Annotated in this window: 17 protein-coding genes and 1 pseudogene; 7 read left to right on the top strand and 11 right to left on the bottom strand. The window is 68.1% G+C overall.

The features are described 5' to 3' along the window. Nucleotides 1-3 precede the first annotated feature (3 nt). The 6 genes from A5673_RS12615 to A5673_RS12640 are packed head-to-tail and all read right to left on the bottom strand — an operon-like array spanning nucleotide 4 to nucleotide 3458. Nucleotides 4-342, bottom strand: coding sequence for a hypothetical protein (locus A5673_RS12615; RefSeq protein WP_068232214.1), 339 nt, complete (start codon nucleotides 340-342; stop codon nucleotides 4-6). After that, entirely contained in the window at nucleotides 339-806 is a 468-nt protein-coding gene (locus tag A5673_RS12620; RefSeq protein ID WP_068232217.1) for an SRPBCC domain-containing protein, read from the bottom strand. Before A5673_RS12620 ends, A5673_RS12615 begins: the two co-directional genes overlap by 4 nt. After that, nucleotides 803-1117 (bottom strand): helix-turn-helix transcriptional regulator, encoded by a 315-nt coding sequence (locus tag A5673_RS12625; RefSeq protein ID WP_068232222.1) that lies wholly within the window; start codon nucleotides 1115-1117, stop codon nucleotides 803-805. The genes A5673_RS12620 and A5673_RS12625 overlap by 4 nt, the downstream gene beginning before the upstream one ends. Further along, nucleotides 1114-1674, bottom strand: coding sequence for a TIGR03086 family metal-binding protein (locus A5673_RS12630; protein ID WP_068232225.1), 561 nt, complete (start codon nucleotides 1672-1674; stop codon nucleotides 1114-1116). Before A5673_RS12630 ends, A5673_RS12625 begins: the two co-directional genes overlap by 4 nt. Before the next feature lie 48 nt (nucleotides 1675-1722). Beyond that, nucleotides 1723-2487 carry a DJ-1/PfpI family protein gene (locus A5673_RS12635; protein ID WP_068232228.1) on the bottom strand — a complete coding sequence of 255 codons (765 nt, stop codon included), beginning with the start codon at nucleotides 2485-2487 and terminating at the stop codon, nucleotides 1723-1725. A gap of 20 nt (nucleotides 2488-2507) precedes the next feature. Continuing rightward, a complete protein-coding gene (locus A5673_RS12640; RefSeq protein WP_068232231.1) occupies nucleotides 2508-3458 on the bottom strand; it encodes a GlxA family transcriptional regulator in 951 nt (316 codons plus the stop codon). 111 nt (nucleotides 3459-3569) lie between these two features. Here A5673_RS12640 and tpx point away from each other — a divergent pair, with 111 nt between their 5' ends. Further along, entirely contained in the window at nucleotides 3570-4064 is a 495-nt protein-coding gene (gene tpx, locus A5673_RS12645; RefSeq protein ID WP_068232234.1) for a thiol peroxidase, read from the top strand. A gap of 3 nt (nucleotides 4065-4067) precedes the next feature. On the opposite strand, the gene A5673_RS30610 is transcribed toward tpx, so the two are convergent. The 5 genes and pseudogenes from A5673_RS30610 to A5673_RS12665 all read right to left on the bottom strand — a co-directional run bounded on the left by A5673_RS30610 (nucleotide 4068) and on the right by A5673_RS12665 (nucleotide 10507). Continuing rightward, entirely contained in the window at nucleotides 4068-5702 is a 1635-nt protein-coding gene (locus A5673_RS30610; RefSeq protein WP_369806479.1) for an AMP-binding protein, read from the bottom strand. A 27-nt stretch (nucleotides 5703-5729) separates the two neighbouring features. Further along, nucleotides 5730-7211, bottom strand: a pseudogene (locus tag A5673_RS30615) (long-chain-fatty-acid--CoA ligase); the annotation flags it as partial. A gap of 9 nt (nucleotides 7212-7220) precedes the next feature. Further along, nucleotides 7221-8318 carry an acyl-CoA dehydrogenase family protein gene (locus tag A5673_RS12655; RefSeq protein WP_068232237.1) on the bottom strand — a complete coding sequence of 366 codons (1098 nt, stop codon included), beginning with the start codon at nucleotides 8316-8318 and terminating at the stop codon, nucleotides 7221-7223. A gap of 1 nt (nucleotide 8319) precedes the next feature. Then, nucleotides 8320-9549, bottom strand: coding sequence for an acyl-CoA dehydrogenase family protein (locus A5673_RS12660; protein ID WP_068232240.1), 1230 nt, complete (start codon nucleotides 9547-9549; stop codon nucleotides 8320-8322). A 16-nt stretch (nucleotides 9550-9565) separates the two neighbouring features. Beyond that, complete coding sequence (locus A5673_RS12665; RefSeq protein ID WP_068232243.1) at nucleotides 9566-10507, bottom strand: enoyl-CoA hydratase; 942 nt, start codon at nucleotides 10505-10507, stop codon at nucleotides 9566-9568. 221 nt (nucleotides 10508-10728) lie between these two features. Between A5673_RS12665 and A5673_RS12670 the strand changes: the two genes are divergently transcribed. The 6 genes from A5673_RS12670 to A5673_RS12695 form a co-directional block, all read left to right on the top strand. Continuing rightward, entirely contained in the window at nucleotides 10729-11838 is a 1110-nt protein-coding gene (locus A5673_RS12670; protein ID WP_068232246.1) for an LLM class flavin-dependent oxidoreductase, read from the top strand. Between the two features lie 2 nt (nucleotides 11839-11840). Then, a complete protein-coding gene (locus A5673_RS12675) occupies nucleotides 11841-14399 on the top strand; it encodes an FAD-binding oxidoreductase (protein ID WP_068232249.1) in 2559 nt (852 codons plus the stop codon). A gap of 24 nt (nucleotides 14400-14423) precedes the next feature. Further along, a complete protein-coding gene (locus tag A5673_RS12680) occupies nucleotides 14424-15494 on the top strand; it encodes an alpha/beta fold hydrolase (RefSeq protein WP_068232269.1) in 1071 nt (356 codons plus the stop codon). Next, nucleotides 15491-16561 (top strand): 3,4-dihydroxy-2-butanone-4-phosphate synthase, encoded by a 1071-nt coding sequence (locus A5673_RS12685; protein WP_068232253.1) that lies wholly within the window; start codon nucleotides 15491-15493, stop codon nucleotides 16559-16561. Before A5673_RS12680 ends, A5673_RS12685 begins: the two co-directional genes overlap by 4 nt. Further along, nucleotides 16558-17328: an SDR family oxidoreductase gene (locus A5673_RS12690; RefSeq protein WP_068232256.1), complete on the top strand. Its 771-nt coding sequence runs from the start codon at nucleotides 16558-16560 to the stop codon at nucleotides 17326-17328. Before A5673_RS12685 ends, A5673_RS12690 begins: the two co-directional genes overlap by 4 nt. 118 nt (nucleotides 17329-17446) lie before the next feature. Next, nucleotides 17447-17790, top strand: a 344-nt coding sequence (locus A5673_RS12695) for a DUF222 domain-containing protein (protein WP_156748141.1), incomplete at its 3' end; no start/stop codon positions are given.

The following is a 17790-nucleotide window of genomic DNA, read 5'->3' on the forward strand; positions in this document are numbered from 1 at the left end:
GGGCTAATCGCCCGAAGACCCCTGGCCCGCGACGAACGCGAACGCTTCGCGAAGCAGCGCGGGCCACGCGTCCGGGCGTCCCGACCCGATGGAGGCCCACTCGCGAAAGCGCCGACCCGACGGCGCGAACGGTTCGGCCGCACCGGATTCGACGAGCTCGTCGACCCTGGCCGCCGGCAGCTTGACGAGCAGCGCGGTGTTGCGCCGGTCGAAAGAGGCGAAAAATCGGCCGTCGGCCCGCAGGCAGGGGAGGCCCATCATGGTCGACCGGGTGACGGCGGCGTCGGCCAACAGCGGTTCGGCGACCGACCAGAACCGGGCTTCGGTGGGCCCGCCGATCACCGACGTCGTTCCGCACGGCTCGGCACGCAGCGGTCGGCCCACGGGTCGGCGCCGACATCGTCGCCCTCGGCGTTGCGGCGCAGCCGATCGAGGTAGTGAGTCCAGCCGCCGTCGTGAGCTCGCGCGGCCCCGTCGTCGAGACCGCGATGGACCAGCTTGACGAGCGTGGTGCCGTCGGCCTGGGAGGTGAGGTCGATCTCGACGGTGGTTGAGCCGGGCGGGATCCCGACGTCGGCGCGCTCCCAGCCGTAGGTGAACACGATCCGCCGCGGCGGGTCGACCTCGACGTAGCGCCCCGACACGGTGTCGCCGTTGGGGTGTGTCCAGCGGACGACGCCGCCCGGGGTTGCGTCCAAGGCTGCGCCCTCGGCCATCCATTGACCGAATTGCTCTGGGTCGGTGAACAATTCGAAGACACGCTCGCGCGTGGCCCGCACCGCCAGTTGCTGGATGACCAGCTTCACGGCGCTTCGCCCTCGGCGGCGGTGCGGAGCCGTTGCAGCGGCGCCGCCCAGAAGTCGTCCAGCAGCGCCGCCACCTCGGCGACCCGCGCCAGGTCGGCGCGGTACAAACGACGTGTCGCATCGACGCGGACGTCGACCAAACCCGCGTCGCGCAAGATCTTGAGGTGCTGGCTGGCAGCCGATTTCGACAGCCCCGCGGCCTCGGCGAGCGCGGACGCGGGTCGCTCCTGATCCCACACGAGCCGCAGCATGGTGCGCCGGCCCGGGTGGGCCAGCGCCCTGATGGCGTCCTCGACGGCCGGCTCGGTCATGGTGTGCGGCCCATCGCCGCCAGGAGTCGGTCCTGCGCCGAAGCGCCCTCGCCGAGCGCCACCTCGGGGCCGATGATCCCGGCTTCGCGCCCGCGCCTTGGCATTTCGGGGAGGAACATCGCCGCGCAGGCCTCCACCAGGCCCGCGTCGAGCCGTTCGTCCTGACCCGTCGCCCGGGCCAGGTCCCAGGTGTGGATCAATACGTCCATGAACGTCCCGGCGACCGCGTCCGACACCGACCAGTCGAAGCCGAGCGGTGACACGCAAACGCGCTCCAGCGCGCCGGGCGATTCCAGCGCGGTCAGGACGCGCTCGACACCGGTTCGGTAGTCGGTGCCGGGCGCGCCGGTCGATGGGACCGGCTCGGCGCCGGTCGCCGACGCGAGAAGGTAGTCGGCGCCACCGACCAGGTGGTCGATGAGCTGGCGCACCGACCACTCGGAACATGGGGTCGGCCAGCCGAGCTGGTCGTGGCTGACCGCTTCCACGGCGGCGACGGCACGCGATGTTGCGGCGCGGTAGAGCGATACGGGATCGGGCGACTCGTTGTTAAGCATCCTCTAAATTTAGGGATCGCTAAACAACGAAGTCAAGCCCCGCGCGCATCACGATCTGCCGACCGGCACGGCCGCCGCGGCGGTGACCCGCCTGCGTCGGCGCGACCGGACCGCACCCAGCGCCCGATCCCAGGCCAGCAGGGTGGTGGCCTTCAGGTGGGCGGGCTTGACACTGTCCCTGGACAGCAGCGCCGTGGCGGCGGCCTTCGTGCTCGCCGACGCCTTGGACATGTGCCCGGAGTCGAAGGGCGGCTGCGGGTCGTATTCGATCGCGAGCTGGATCGCCTTGGCACGGCCCTCCCCGGCGATCTGCCCGGCCAGCCACAGCGCCAGGTCCAGCCCGGCGGACACGCCCGCGCTCGTGATCACGTTGTCCTGGTGCACGATCCGCTCGTCGGACACGGGGGTGACGCCGAATGCCTTCAACGCGGGAAGGGCGATCCAGTGCGAGGTGGCGCGGCGGTCCTTGAGCAACCCGGCGGCCGCCAGGATCACCGAACCCGAGCACACCGACGCCGTCCAGTCGGCGGTCGCGTGCGCCCGGCGCAGCCACTCCAGCAGCGCCTCGTCGCGCGCGTGCACCGGCGTCGACGGGCCGCCCGGCACCAGAATCACGTCGGGGGAGGGGGTTTCGGCCAGCGAATGGGTGGCGCCGATGACCAGCACGCCGGAATCGGCGGTGATCGGCCCGGATTCGTGCCACACGAATCGCACCTCCGCGCCGGGCAGGTTGCGCAGCACCTCGTACGGGCCGATCATGTCCAGCGCCGTGAAGCCGGGGTAGGCCACGATGGCGATTTGGGTCTGGGACATCGGGGTGATCCTTTCTCCGATCAGGCGAACGCCTTGCGGTACTGGTCCGGCGAGATGCCAACGCGCCGAATGAAATTGCGTCGCATCGTTTCCGCGGTGCCGAAGCCGCACCGGGCCGCGATCGCGACGACGGTGTCGTCGGTCTCCTCCAGCTGCCGGCGCGCGGCCTCGGTGCGGATGCGTTCGACGTAGTGGCCCGGCGCCTCACCCACCTCGTCGGTGAAGACCCGAGTGAAATGGCGCGGGCTCATCGCCGCGCGGCGGGCCAGGTCCCCGATGCTGTGCTGACCGCCCGGTTGGGCCTCGATGGCCTCCTGCACCTCGCGAATGGGGGCCCGTTTGGCGCGCGGCATCCACACCGGCGCCGCGAACTGTGTCTGGCCGCCCGGGCGGCGCAGGTACAGCACGAGCCAGCGGGCGACCGTCTGCGCGACGTCGGTGCCGTGGTCGTCCTCGACCAGGGACAGCGCGAGGTCGATTCCGGCGGTGACCCCCGCGGCCGTCCACACCGTGTCCGAGCTGCGGACGAAAATCGGGTCCGGATCGACCTGGACGGCGGGAAACTCGCGGGCCAACCGCGCGGCGAACGCCCAGTGCGTGGTCACCCGCCGGCCGTCCAGCAGCCCCGCCTCGGCGGCGAGGAACGCGCCCGTGCAGACGGTGACCACGCGGCGGGCGTTCCCGGTGACCCGTTTGATCCAGTCGAGCAACTCGGGATCGGATCGCGCGTCCTCGACGCCGCCGCCGCCGGGCAGCACGACGGTGTCGATCGCTTCGCTCGGGTCGGGCAGCGGTTGGGCCAGGAAGGCCAGGCCGGTGGCGGTGGTGACCGGCCGGCCGTCGAGCGAGGCCACCAGGACGTCGTACCCGCCCTCGGTGAGCAGCGATGCGCCGGTGAACACGTCGTGGGGTCCCACCACGTCGAGCGCCTGAACGCCGGGGAAGCCGACGATCACCACCTTGCGAGCCATGGACTCAGTCTCGGCCCGGACCCGTCATGGCGTCTACGCCCAGTACCCCACAAATTAGGACATGCCGACCTGCCCCGACGCCTCCGCAGCGGGCTTGGCAGACTGTGCCCCATGGCACAGATAACCCTGCGTGGAAACCCGATCAACACCGTCGGCGAGCTTCCTGCCGTCGGATCCCCGGCCCCGGCCTTCACCCTGGTCGGCACGGACCTGGGCGCGGTCAGCAACGACCAGTTCAGCGGTAAGCCCGTGGTGCTGAACATCTTTCCGTCCATCGACACACCGGTGTGCGCGACCAGCGTGCGGACCTTCAACCAGCGCGCGGCGGACGGCGGCGCGTCCGTGTTGTGCGTGTCGAACGACCTGCCGTTCGCGCAGGCGCGATTCTGCGGCGCGGAGGGCATCGAGAACGTCAAGACGGGATCGGCGTTCCGCGACAGCTTCGGCCAGGACTACGGCGTCAGCATCGTCGACGGCCCGATGGCCGGGCTGCTGGCGCGCGCCGTGGTCGTGGTCGGCGCCGACGGCAAGGTCGCCTACACCGAGTTGGTGCCCGAGATCGCGCAGGAGCCCGACTACGACGCGGCGCTGGCGGCGGTGGGGTAGCCTTCACAACCCCAGCAGCCGCACCGATTCCGACCGCATGTCCACCTTGCGGACCTTGCCGGTGGCCGTCATCGGGAACTCGTCGGCGATGTGGACATAGCGCGGAACCTTGTAATGCGCGAGCTTTCCCGCGCAGAAGGCCCGCACCGCGTAGGTGTCCAGGGGCGGGCGATTCGGCCGCATCCTGATCCACGCGCACAGCTCCTCGCCGTAGGTCTCGTCGGGTACGCCGATCACGTGCGCGTCCTCGACGTCGGGATGGGTGAGCAGCACGTCCTCGATCTCCCGGGGATACACGTTCTCCCCGCCGCGGATCACCATGTCTTTGCTCCGGCCCACGATCTCGCAATAGCCGTCGTCTCGCATCACCGCCAGATCCCCGGTACGCATCCATCCGTCGTCGTCGATGACTTCGCGCGTCTTGGCTTCGTCGCGCCAATAGCCCAGCATCACCGAGTAGCCGCGAGTGCACAGTTCGCCGGGCTGGCCCCGCTTCACGATCTCGCCGCTGTCCGGGTCGACGATCTTGACCTCGACGTGCGGATGCGCGCGCCCCACGGTTGAGGTCCGGCGGTGCAGGTCGTCGTCGATCAGCGTTTGGCACGACACGGGGGACGTCTCGGTCATGCCGTAGGCGATGGCCAGCTCGGCCATGTTGAGTTCGGTGACGCAGCGCCTCATCAGTTCGGCCGGACACGAGGCGCCCGCCATGATCCCGGTCCGCAGCGACGACACGTCGCGATCGCCGAGGTGCGGGTCGCCGAGTATCGCGATGAACATGGTCGGCACCCCGTACAGGCCGGTGCAGCGCTCGCGTTCGATTGCCGTCAAGGTGGCGGCGGGGTCGAAGCCGGGCGCCGGAATCACCATCGTGGCGCCGTGTGCCGTGCAGCCCAGGTTGCCCATCACCATGCCGAAGCAGTGGTAGAAGGGCACCGGGATGCAGAGCCGGTCGCCGGGGCGAAGCCCGATCAGCTCGGTGACGAAGAATCCGTTGTTGAGGATATTGCGATGCGACAGGGTAGCGGCCTTGGGTAAACCCGTTGTGCCGGAGGTGTACTGGATGTTGACCGGATCGGATGGGGAAATCGTGGCCATTCGGTCGCGCAAGGCTTCCGTGGATACCCGATCGGCGCATTCTTTGAACCGTTGCCAGTCGCCCGTTCCGAGGAACACGACGTCCACCGGCCCGGGAACGTCGCATCGCGCTTCGGAGACCATGCGGCGGTAGTCGGAACTCTTGTAATCCGCCGCCGACACCAACAGTCGAGTGCCCGAGTGCCTCAGCACGTACGACAACTCGCGGGTGCGGTAACCGGGATTGATCGCCACCAGGATCGCGCCGATCTTGGCCGTGGCGTACTGAAGAATCGTCCACTCCGCACAGTTGGGCGACCAGACGCCGACCCGGTCGCCGCGCTCGATGCCGCTGGCCATCAATGCGCGCGCCACACAGTCGATCTCGGCATCCAGCTCCGCGTACGTCCAGCGCCGGCCGCCGGCGACCTCGACAAGCGCATCGACCCCGGGGTACGCCAGTGCCGTTCGCTCGAAGTTGGTCCCGATGGTCTCCTCCAGCAGGGGCGTGTCGACCGGTCCCACGTCGTAGGAATCCGCCCCGGCGTAGGTGTCGCGCAGCCGGTTCTTGAGCACCTTGCCGGCGGCGTTGCGCGGCAACGCACCGACGACTGCGACGCGGCGCGGACGCTTGTAACCGGCAAGGCGCGCGCGGCAGTGCGCCTCGAGGTCGGAGTCGGTCGGCGGGTCATCGGGGTCGCGCGGCACGATGACCGCCATCGGGGTCTCGCCCCACTTCGGGTCGGGCACTCCGATGACCGCGACCTCGGCGACCTTGGGATGGTCGGACAACACGTTTTCCACTTCCGCGCTGTAGATGTTCTCTCCGCCGGAGACGATCATGTCCTTCTTGCGGTCCACGACGTAGACGTAGCCGTCGCCGTCCTGCCGGACGAGGTCACCCGAATGAAACCAGCCGCCGCGAAACGCCTCGGCGGTCTCGACCTCTTTGCCCCAGTACCCCTTCATCACCAGCGGGCCCAGATACACGATCTCCCCGATCTCGCCGCGCGGGACATCGTTCATGTCGTCATCGACGATGCGCACCTCGACGTTGAGCATCGGAGTGCCCACCGAACCGATCTTTTCGATCGCGTCCACCCCGCGGAGCAGGCAGGTGATCGGGCTACATTCGGTCTGCCCGAACGCGGCCACGATCTCGGCACGGGGAAATGCGTCGATCATCGTGCGCAGCAACGCCGTCGACGCCGGCGCCGCTCCCCACCACACGCGCCGCAGCCGGCTCAGGTCGCGTGAGGGCAGGCTGGGCAGTGCACAGACGGCCTGCCATTGCGACGGCGTCATCCAGCACGACGTGACTCGCTCCTCGACGATCGTCCGCACGGCGGCCTGCGGATCAAAGCCACCGGAGGGCGGGATGATCACCGTGCCGCCCGTGAGGAACGTCGGCAACATCCCCGAGACACCGGCGATGTGGAACAGCGGCGCGTGCGCCATCCAGCGGTCGTCGTCGTTTCGGAAGCCCAGCGTGGCAACCACGCTCAGGGCATGCAGGTACAGGTTGCGGTGGGTGATCACCGCGCCCTTCGGGAAGCCCGTCGTCCCCGACGTGTACATGAGGAATGCGGGCGCGTCGTCTGCCACAGTGCCTGGATCCGCGTGATCGCCCGCGTCGAGCGCGATTTCGTCCAGGTCGCCGCCGATCGTGCGGGCGCTGCGCACCGACGGCGCCTGGGCGTGTGCCTGCGCGACAGCGGGTGCGCAAGCGCGGTCGGTGACCACCGTGCGGGCTCCGCTGTCCGAGAGCACGTAGGCGATTTCTTCGGGCACCAGTCGGAAGTTCAGCGGCACCGCGACGGCGCCGAGCCGCAGCGCGGCCAACCATACTTCGACGAGGTCCAGGCTATTCAGTCCGACCACCGCGACCCGGTCACCCTGGCCAACCCCGTCCGCGCACAACGCGTTCGCCAGCCGCGTCACCCGCTCGTTCATCTCGGCGAAGCTGCACCGCCGGTAGGGATCGACGAACGCCACGTCGTCCGGCCGGACTTGGGCGTGCCGGGCGAGCACGTCGCCGAGTGTGATGCCGGTGCATGCCGGGGCGTTCATCGTCGGGTCCTACAGCCCGGCGCGGTCGGCGAGCAGCGCTCGGTGCCGGGCGCTGCTGCCGAAGAGCGCCTCTGTCGTCTTGGCCCGCCGAAAGTACAGGTGCAGGTCGTGTTCCCAGGTGAACGCGATGCCGCCGTGAATCTGAATCGCGGACCCTGCACACAGGACGTAGGTGTCGGCGGCCTGCGCCTTGGCCAGCGGCGCGCTGATGTGAAACTCCCGGCCCGCTGCGGCGCTCATCGCGGCGAACATCACCGCCGCACGGGTCGCATCGATCTCGATCATCATGTCGGCGCAGGCGTGTTTGATCGCCTGGAACGAACCGATGGGCCGATCGAATTGTTTTCGGGTCCTTGCGTATTCGACCGTACGGTCGAGGCAGGCCTCGGCGCCGCCGAGCATCTCCGCGGCCAGCAGCGCGCGCGCCACGTCGAGCACCCGCGCCACGTTGTCGGGTGAGCCGGCGGTCAGCGCTTCGGCCGGTGCCTGCGCCAGCCGCAGCTGGGCGACGGGACGGGTGATGTCGAACGAGGGCAGCCGCTCGACCGCGACTCCCGGAGCGTCCGCCGCTACGACATAGAATCCCACCGCCCCGTCGGCCACCGCAGGGACGACGAAGAGGTCCGCGACGTGCCCGTGCAGCACCGCCGCGCACTCGCCGGTGAGCACGGTGCGGCCGTTCCGGCGTTCGGAGCGCACAGTCGCCGCGGCGGGGTCCGCGACATCGTGCGCGCTGGCGGCGAACGCCGCGATCCGTTCGCCACACAGCAGATCGGGCAGCAGGGTCTTGCGTTGTTCTTCATCGCCCGCCTGCAGAATCGCGTCGATCGCGAATGTCGTGCCCGCAAAAGGGACGGGTGTCAGCGCCCGGCCCAGCTCGCCGAACGCGATCGCGGTCTCGACGAGGGTGGCGCCCACTCCGCCGTACTCGTCCGGCGTGTGCAGACCGGGCAACTCCAATTCGGTGCACAGCCGCTGCCATAGCTTCCTGTCGCACCCGTCCGCGGCCGCCGCCTCGCGCACCCGCGCCGCAGGGGCTTGATCGCGGAGGAATCCCCGCAGCGACGCGCGGAAAGCTTCCTGTTCGTGGTCGTACCGGAAATCCATGTCAGCGAACGGCTTCCAGACGTGGCTCCCTGGGCAGGCCGAGCAGCCGCTCGCCGATCACGTTGCGCTGGATCTGCGAACTGCCGGCGTAGATCGTCGCGGCCCGCGCGTAGAGGAGCTCGTCCATCCAGCAGGCGGGGGAGTTGGGCGTGCCCGCCTGCGGGACCAACCGGGCTCCGCCGTTTCCCGGACCGCGCCGACCGAGCGCGTCGAGGCCGAGTATCTCGACGGCGAGATCGGTATAGCGACGGAAATATTCGCTCCAGATGACCTTGCTGATCGCCGCCTCCGCACCGGGCAGCCGCCCGTTCAGCGACAAGGTGAGGCCGCGGTATCCGCGGTAGCGCATGATCTGCACTCGCGAGAAGCACCAGGCCAGGCCGGCCCGGATCTGCGGATCGGCGTTCATGCCGCGTTCGCGGGCGAGTTCGCAAAGCCGCTCGAGGTCGCGGCCGAATTCGATGGCCGCGGTGGTGACTTGGGAGCCGCGTTCGAACCCGAGCAGCGTCATCGCGGTCGGCCATCCGTTTCCCGTGCCGCCCACCACATTGCCGGCTGCCGTACGGGCACCGGTGAAGAAAACCTCGCTGAACGACGAGTGTCCGGCGGCGTTGACGATCGGCCGGACCTCGACGCCGGGTTGTTCGATCGGCACCAACAGGAAGGACAGGCCCTGGTGTTTGGGGGCATCGGGATTCGTGCGCGCAAGCAGGAAGATCCAGTTGGCCGAGTGACCGGCCGAGGTCCAGATCTTCTGCCCGTTGATCACCCACCTGTCGCCGTCGAGCAGGGCCCTGGTGCGTACCGAGGCCAGATCGGAGCCGGCGTCGGGCTCCGAGAACCCCTGGCACCAGCGATCTTCGCCGCTGAGGATGCGCGGCAGGAAATGCTCCTTTTGCGCCTGCGACCCCAGCGCGATCAGCGTGTTGCCCAGCAGGTCGATCCCGAGCAGGTCGTTTTCGGCCCGCTCGGGCGCGCCGGCCCGGGCGAACTCCTCGGCCAGCACCACCTGTTCGATGGGGGAAAGGCCGCCCCCGCCGAATTCCCGGGGCCACGACACCGCGACCAGGCCGCAGGCGGTCAGCGACCGTCGCCACTGCAGCCCGAACGCTTCCCGCTCGTCGGGCGGCAATGCGCCGGCTCCCGACCAACCGGCCGGGAGATGCTCGGCGAGGAAGGCGCGGATCCGGTCGCGGAACGCTTCCGCTTCGGGCGGGTAGGTGATGTCCACGGCGCGGCGTCCGGGCTCAGGGGCGGTGCTTGGTCGACGGCAAGATCTCCGGCGCCGCGCGCCAGTCGTCGAGCCCGTATTCGACGGTTCCGTACGAGAGTTTCCCGCCGGTGACCTCCCCCCAGTGGGCGTGATTGAGCTGGTGGATCTTGAAACAGCCGTCGAGTGCTGTGGTGAAACCCATGGCGTCGACGGTTTGGTTGACCGATTCCTTGACCAGCAACGCGGCCATGGTCGGGACCTTGGCGATCCGGCGGGCGAATTCGATTGTGCTGGTTGCTAGTTGGTCCGCGGGAAACACCTTGCTCACCATCCCGAGCCGGTGCGCTTCGTCGGCGCCGATACAATCGCCGGTGAGCAGAAGCTCCTTCGACTTGCGCGGCCCGAATTCCCACGGATGCCCGAAGTACTCGACCCCGCACATGCCGAGCCGGGTGCCTACGACGTCGGCGAACACGGTCTCCTCGCTCGCGACGATCAGGTCGCAGCACCAGGCCAGCATCAAGCCCGCCGACAGGACCGTGCCGTGCACTTGGGCGATGGTGATCTTGCGAAGGTTTCGCCACCGCTTCGTGTTTTCGAAGTAGTAGTGCCACTCCTGGCGATTGCGCGACTCCACCCCGCCGAACGTCGCCCCGTTGCACTGATAGGTGGGGTGCTGGTCGGGGCCGGGTGAGCGTTCCCGCACATCGTCCGCGGATCCGAGGTCGTGCCCGGCGGAGAAGGCGGGACCGGCCGCCCGCAGGATGACGACGCGGACCGTGTCGTCGGCTTCGGCGAGTTCGAACGCGGCGCCCAACTCGACCAGCATCCCGCGCGTCTGCGCGTTGCGCTGTTTCGGGCGATCAAGGGTGATTGCAGCGATGCGACCGTCGTCGATCGTCTCGTAGCGGATGAAGTCGAACTGTTGCGCGGACCTCTGCCGAGCACCGACCGGATGGAGCCCGGTGACGTTCATGGCGACTCCTTTTACTGCTCGCTGCGCTCCGAACGGGTGACCTGTGGGAGATTACGCGGGACCACACCACGATGTCCATAGCCAATACGGGCTGTCGTGAACGGTCTCTCGCCAAACTCCCAAGCAAAATGGCTCTTGTGTGTAACGAAGTATCTTGCTAGTACTGTGGTATACCTACATCAGTACACGCGCAGCCAACGTGAGAACGGGAAGGGTTGACCATGGAGATCGGAATATTCCTGATGCCGGCCCATCCACCGGAGCGCAGCCTGTATGACGCCACCCAGTGGGACCTCGACATGATCGAACTGGCCGACCGACTCGGCTACGTCGAGGCCTGGGTCGGCGAACACTTCACCGTGCCCTGGGAACCGATCTGTGCGCCCGACCTTCTCTTGGCGCAGGCGTTGCTGCGCACCACGTCGATCAAGCTCGCGCCCGGGGCACATCTGTTGCCCTATCACCACCCGGTCGAACTGGCCCATCGGGTGGCCTACTTCGATCACCTCGCGCAGGGCCGCTTCATGCTCGGCGTCGGCGCCAGTGGGATCCCAGGCGACTGGGCGCTGTATGACGTGGACGGAAAGAACGGCGAGCACCGCGAGATGACGCGTGAAGCGCTCGAAATCATGTTGCGCATCTGGACCGAGGACGAGCCATGGGAGCATCGCGGAAAGTACTGGAACGCCAACGGAATCGCGCCGATGTTCGAGGGCCTGATGAAGCGCCACATCAAGCCGTTCCAGAAGCCGCATCCTCCCATTGGGGTCACCGGGTTCAGCGCGGGCTCTGAGACCCTCAAGCTGGCGGGCGAGCGGGGTTATCTTCCGATGAGCCTCGATCTCAACACCGAATACGTTGCCACCCACTGGGATGCGGTGCTGGAGGGCGCGGAGCGCAGCGGCCGGACGCCGGATCGCCGCGATTGGCGTTTGGTGCGGGAGGTTTTCGTCGCCGAGACCGACGAGCAGGCCTTCCGCTACGCGGTCGACGGCACGATGGGGCGCGCCATGCGCGAATACGTGCTGCCGACGTTCCGGATGTTCGGCATGACCAAGTTCTACAAGCACAACCCGTCGGTGCCCGATGACGACGTGACGCCCGAATACCTCGCCGAGAACACCTTTGTGGTCGGCTCGGTGGACACGGTGGTCGACAAACTCGAGGCGACCTACGACCAGGTGGGCGGGTTCGGCCACCTCCTGGTTCTCGGATTCGACTACATCGACAACCCCGGCCCGTGGAAGGAGTCGCTGCGGCTGCTGGCCCAAGAGGTCATGCCCCGACTCAACGCGCGCATCGCCAAGAAGCCCGTCACAGCGGTCGTCTGACGATGGCGGATTGTCAGGTCACCGTCGACTATTCGGATGGAACGCACAAGGCCATGCCGGTGCGGCCGGACCAGACGGTCTTGGACGCCGCCGAGGAACACGGTGTGGCGATCGTCAACGAATGCCAAAGCGGAATCTGTGGCACCTGCGTCGCCACCTGTACCGCCGGCCAGTACGAGATGGGACGCACCGAGGGCCTGTCCGACGTGGAGCGCGCGGCGCGAAAGATCCTCACCTGCCAGACGTTCCCCACCTCCGATTGCCGCATCGAACTGCAATATCCGGCCGACGACAACGCTGCGCTGCTGGTCAGCTGCGACGGCGTGGTGACCGCGGTCGACTTGGTGTCGCGGAGCACCGCGGTGCTGCGCCTGGATGTCTCGGCGCATTTCGCGCCGACGGAGGCGCCCCTGAATTACCGGGCCGGCCAGTTCGCCCAGTTGCAGGTTCCCGGCACCACCGCATGGCGAAACTACTCGTACGCGCATCCCGCCGACGGCAGCGGCGAACTGGAGTTCATCATCAGGCTGCTGCCGGAGGGAGCGATGTCGAACTATCTGCGCGACCGCGCGAAACCGGGCGACCATATCGCGCTGCGGTGCAGCAAAGGCAGCTTCTATTTGCGCCCGGTCGTTCGCCCGGTCATCCTGGTCGCCGGCGGCACGGGGTTGTCGGCCATCCTGGCCATGGCCCGGAGCCTGGGCGCCGACACCGGCCAGCCGGTCCATCTGCTCTACGGTGTGACCTCCGCCGAAGACCTGTGCAAGCTCGACGAACTCAGGGAGCTCGGGCGCCGGGTCTCGGCCGTGGACGTGCACGTCATCGTCGCGCGCCCGGACGCCGGCTGGGATGGCCGGACGGGTCTCGTCACGGACCTGCTGGACGAGCGGATGCTGGCCGGCGGTGACGCCGACGTGTATCTGTGCGGGCCCGCGCCGATGGTAGAGGCCACCCGAACCTGGCTGGATAGCAACGGTTTCCATCGCGTCGGGTTGTACTACGAGAAGTTCGTGCCCAGCGGTGCGGCGCGGCGCCGCAACCCGATTCAGCTCGATCCCGCAAGCCTGGACATTGCCGACCTGCGCAGTCGAGGCCGCGGAACCGCGGTGGTCATCGGGGGGAGCATCGCGGGCATCGCGGCGGCGAAGGTGCTCAGCGAGACCTTCGAGCGGGTCATCGTCCTCGAGAAGGACGATCCGCATCGGCGACGCGAGGGCCGGCCGGGTGCGGCGCAGGGCTGGCATCTGCACCACCTGCTGACCGCCGGACAGATCGAGTTGGAGCGTTTCTTTCCCGGCATCGTCGACGACATGGTGCGCGAGGGCGCGTTCAAAGTCGACATGGCGGCCCAGTACCGGATCCGGGTGGGGGGAAGTTGGAAGAAACCCGGCACCAGTGACATCGAGATTGTGTGTGCCGGTAGGCCGCTGCTGGAATGGTGTGTCCGGCGCCGCCTCGACGACGAGCCCCGGATCGACTTCCGCTACGAGTCGGAGGTGGTCGACCTGGTCTTCGATCACGCCAACAACGCCATCGTCGGGGTCGGCGTCACGGTGAGCGGAACCCGGGACGGCACATTGGAAGTGCTGCCCGCCGAGTTCGTCGTCGACGCGTCGGGCAAGAACACCCGGATGCCGGAATTCTTGGACCGCATCGGCATCGGGGCTCCCGAGGTGGAGCAGGACATCATCAACTGCTTCTACTCGACGATGCAGCACCGGGTCCCGCCCGACCGGCAGTGGCAGGACAAGGTCATGGTGATCTGCTATGCGTACCGCCCGTTCGAGGACACCTACGCCGCGCAGTACTACACGGACAGCTCACGCACCATCCTGTCCACGTCGCTGGTGGCGTACAACTGCTACTCGCCGCCCCGTACCGCCCGGGAGTTCCGTCAATTCGCCGATCTCATGCCGTCACCGGTCATCGGGGAGAACATCGACGGCCTGGAGCCGGCCTCGCCGATCTACAACTTCCGCTATCCGAACATGCTCCGGCTGCACTACGAGAAGAAGCGCAACCTGCCGCGGGCGCTGTTGGCCGTGGGCGACGCGTATACCAGCGCCGACCCGGTGTCCGGCCTGGGTATGAGCCTGGCGCTCAAGGAAGTCCGCGAGATGCAGGTGTTGCTGGACAAGTACGGTCCGGGACACCGGGAGCTGCCGCGCCGTTACTACCGGGCGATCGCCAAGATGGCCGACACGGCCTGGTTCGTGATCCGCGAACAGAATCTGCGCTTCGACTGGATGAAGGACGTCGACAAGAAGCGTCCCTTCTATTTCCGGGCGCTCACCTGGTACATGGATCGCCTGGTGGAATTGGTGCACGACGACCTCGACGCCTATCGCGAATTCTTGGCCGTCGTCCACCTGGTCAAACCACCGGCGGCGCTGATGAAGCCCGGGATCGCCGGCCGCGTCGTCGGCAAGTGGGCGCGGACCAGATTGTCCGGCCAGAAGACACTGATCGCCCGCAACTACGAGAATCACACGGTGCCGGTCGCCGATCCCGCCGAGCGGCTGGTGGCCGTGGGCGGATCGGCGCCGAGCCGAATGCTGTAGGTCCCGGTGAAGGAAGGCGAAATGATGGCGCAGGTTCATCGCTCGTTGGACTGTCGTGGCACACGAATTCATGCCGTCGAGGAGGGCCTCGCCAGCCCAGACGGGCCGCTTGTGGTGCTGCTGCACGGCTTTCCGGAGTCCTGGTACTCATGGCGCCATCAGCTTCCCGCGCTGGCCGCCGCGGGCTACCGGGTGGTGGCAATCGACCAGCGGGGCTACGGGCGTTCGTCGAAGTTCCGCGTGCAATCGGCTTACCGCATCAAGGAATTGGTCGGTGACGTCGTGGGCGTCATCGACGCCTACGGCGCCGACAAGGCGATCGTGGTGGGCCACGACTGGGGCGCGCCGGTCGCGTGGACCTTCGCCTGGCTGCATCCTGAGCGGTGTGCCGGCGTGGTCGGGATCAGCGTTCCGTTCGCCGGTCGCGGCGTTATCGGCCTGCCGGGCAGTCCCTTCGGCGAGCACCGTCCCAACGACTACCACCTCGAGCTCGCCGGCGAGGGCCGGATCTGGTATCAGGACTACTTCTCCGCGCAGGACGGGATCATCGCCGAAATCGAGGAGGATGTGCGCGGCTGGTTGCTCGGGCTGACCTACACGGTATCCGGCGAGGGGATGATCGCGGCGACCAAGGCAGCGGTCGACGCGGGAGTAGACCTGGAATCCATGAGTCCGATCGACGTGATCCGCGCCGGTCCGCTCTGCATGGCCGAGGGGGCGAAACTCAAGGACGCCTTCCTCTACCCGGAGACGATGCCCGAGTGGCTCACCGACGCCGACGTCGATTTCTACGCCGGCGAATTCGAGCGGTCCGGCTTCGGGGGACCGCTGAGCTTCTATCACAACATCGACAACGACTGGCATGACTTGGCCTTCCAGGAGGGCAAGCCGCTCACGCCACCCGCGATGTTCATCGGCGGGCAATACGACGTCGGCACCGCCTGGGGCGCCGAGGCCATCGAGCGCGCGCACGAGGTCATGCCGAATTACCGTGGGACCCAAATGATTTCCGACGTCGGGCACTGGATTCAGCAGGAAGCGCCCGAGGAGACCAACCGGCTGTTGCTCGATTTTCTTGGCGGGCTGCGTTCGTGAAGACAACCGACGTTCGGGTGCGCCGCGCCATCGGCGCGGTGGCCTCGGGGCATCCCGTCGTGCTTACCGGCGACGCCGACGACGACGGTCATCTGGTCTTCGCGGCCGACGCCGCGACGACGCACCTGCTTGCTTTCACCATCCGGCACACCTCGGGATATGTCCAAGTGGCGTTGCCGGGCCCGGAGTGCGAACGGCTGAACCTGCCGCCGATGTGCCACCGCGACACCGCACTCTGCGTGTCGGTCGACTTTCGCGGGACAGGCACCGGGATCTCGGCGCGGGACCGCGCGCGAACCATCGCGGCGCTGGCGTCCCCCGAATCCGTGGCTTCGGACTTCCTCCGTCCGGGCCACGTGCTCCCGGTGCGTGCCGCGGCCGACGGGGTGCTCGGCCGGCCGGGACCCGCCGAGGCCGCGGTGGACTTGGCGAACCTCGCGGGGCGCGGCCGGGCCGCGGCGCTCTGCGAGGTCGTCTCGCGCCGCAACCCCTGCCAGATGGCCCGCGGCGCGGAGCTCGTCGAGTTCGCCGTCGAGCACGGGCTGGCGGTGGTGTCGATTGCCGAGCTTGCGGCGTACCGGCAGCGCACCGAACCGCAGGTGGTCCGGCTGGCGGAGACGACCCTGCCCACCTGGGCCGGCGACTGTCGCGTCATCGGATTTCGTGAGATGCACGGCGGCGGTGAGCATTTGGCCGTGATCATCGGCGCGGCCGACGCCGGCGTTCCCGTCCCGCTGCACGTCCATGTGGAATGCCTGACGGGCGACGTGTTCGGCTCGGCGGCGTGCCGATGCGGCGGGGAGTTGCACCGCGCGCTGGCCAGGATGTCGGCGCAACGCGGCGGCGTGGTCGTGTATCTGCGTCCCTCCGGCGCGGCGCGGGCCTGCGGCCTCTACGCCCGGTCGGCCGCCGGCGACCCGATGTCGCAGACGGTCGCCTGGATCCTGCGCGATCTTGGCGTGTATGCCCTCGAACTTTCCGACGACGTGCCAGGATTTGGCCTTGTCCTGTTCGGGGCCATCCGCGAGCACGGATTGGGAGCTGAAACGTTGGCGGCTGCGGGTTGAACCATCCGGACTTGGCGGGCAAGGCCGCGATCGTCACCGGGGCCGGTGCGGGGATCGGTCTCGCGGTCGCTCAGCGGCTCGCCGCCGAAGGGTGCAGCGTGCTCTGCGCGGACATCGACGGCTCGGCCGCCGAGACGGCCGCACGCAAGATCGGTGCTGGCGCAATCGGTCATCGGGTCGATGTCAGCGACGAGCCACAGGTCATCGGCATGGTCGACGCGTGCGTCAACTCGTTCGGCGGCGTGGACAAGCTCGTCGCCAATGCCGGTGTCGTTCATATGGCTTCGCTCATCGACACCACTTGCGAGGACTTCGATCGCGTCATCGCGATCAACCTCCGCGGCGCATGGCTGTGCACCAAGCATGCGGCGCCCCGGATGATAGAGCGCGGCGGGGGAGCGATCGTCAACATGTCGTCGCTTGCCGGTCATATCGCCGTGGGGGGCACCGGGGCATATGGCATGTCGAAGGCCGGCATCAGCCACCTCAGCCGCATCACGGCCGCCGAGCTGCGTCCGTCCAACATCCGCGCCAATGCGTTGTTGCCCGCATTCGTCGACACCCCGATGCAGCAGACCGCCATGACACTGTTCGACGAGGCGCTCGGACAGGGCGGCGCAGGCGCGATGATCGCGCGCTTGCAGGGCCGCATGGCCGCACCGGAGGAGATGGCCAGCATCGTGGCGTTCCTGTTGTCCGACGACGCGTCGATGATCACCGGAACCACCCAGATCGCCGACGGCGGCACCATCGCCGCCCTGTGGTGAGCCGGCCGTCATCACCCGCGAGTTCGGCCATCGGCTGTCTGTAATAACTTGCGCCACTGTGGTTTCAGTGGTCACAACTCGGCCGATCTTGTCGGTGGGTGTTCGTAGAGTCTGGGGCATGGGTGCGAGCAGTCGTGAGGAGATCGTGGAGGTCTTCGATGCGTTGCGCGCCGACGTGGACCGGTTGTGCGCGTTGTCGTTTGACGTGTTCACCACGCCGGAGCGGTTACGGGCGCTGGAACGCCTCGAGTGTGAGGCGCGCCGGCTGCGCTGGGCCCAGCACGACTTGATCAATCAGCTCGGGGCGCAGGCCAGCAAGGCCGAGTTGGGCGGCACGCTGCGCTCGGCGCTGGCTGATCGGTTACGTATCACCAAAAATGAGGCGGGCCGGCGCGTCGATGAGGCCGAGGATCTCGGCGAGCGCCGGGCACTGACCGGTGAGCCGCTGGCACCCAAGCTGGC

Origin of the sequence: Mycobacterium sp. E3198, from assembly GCF_001667015.1 — a bacterium.
In the GTDB taxonomy this organism is placed as follows: Bacteria; Actinomycetota; Actinomycetes; order Mycobacteriales; family Mycobacteriaceae; genus Mycobacterium.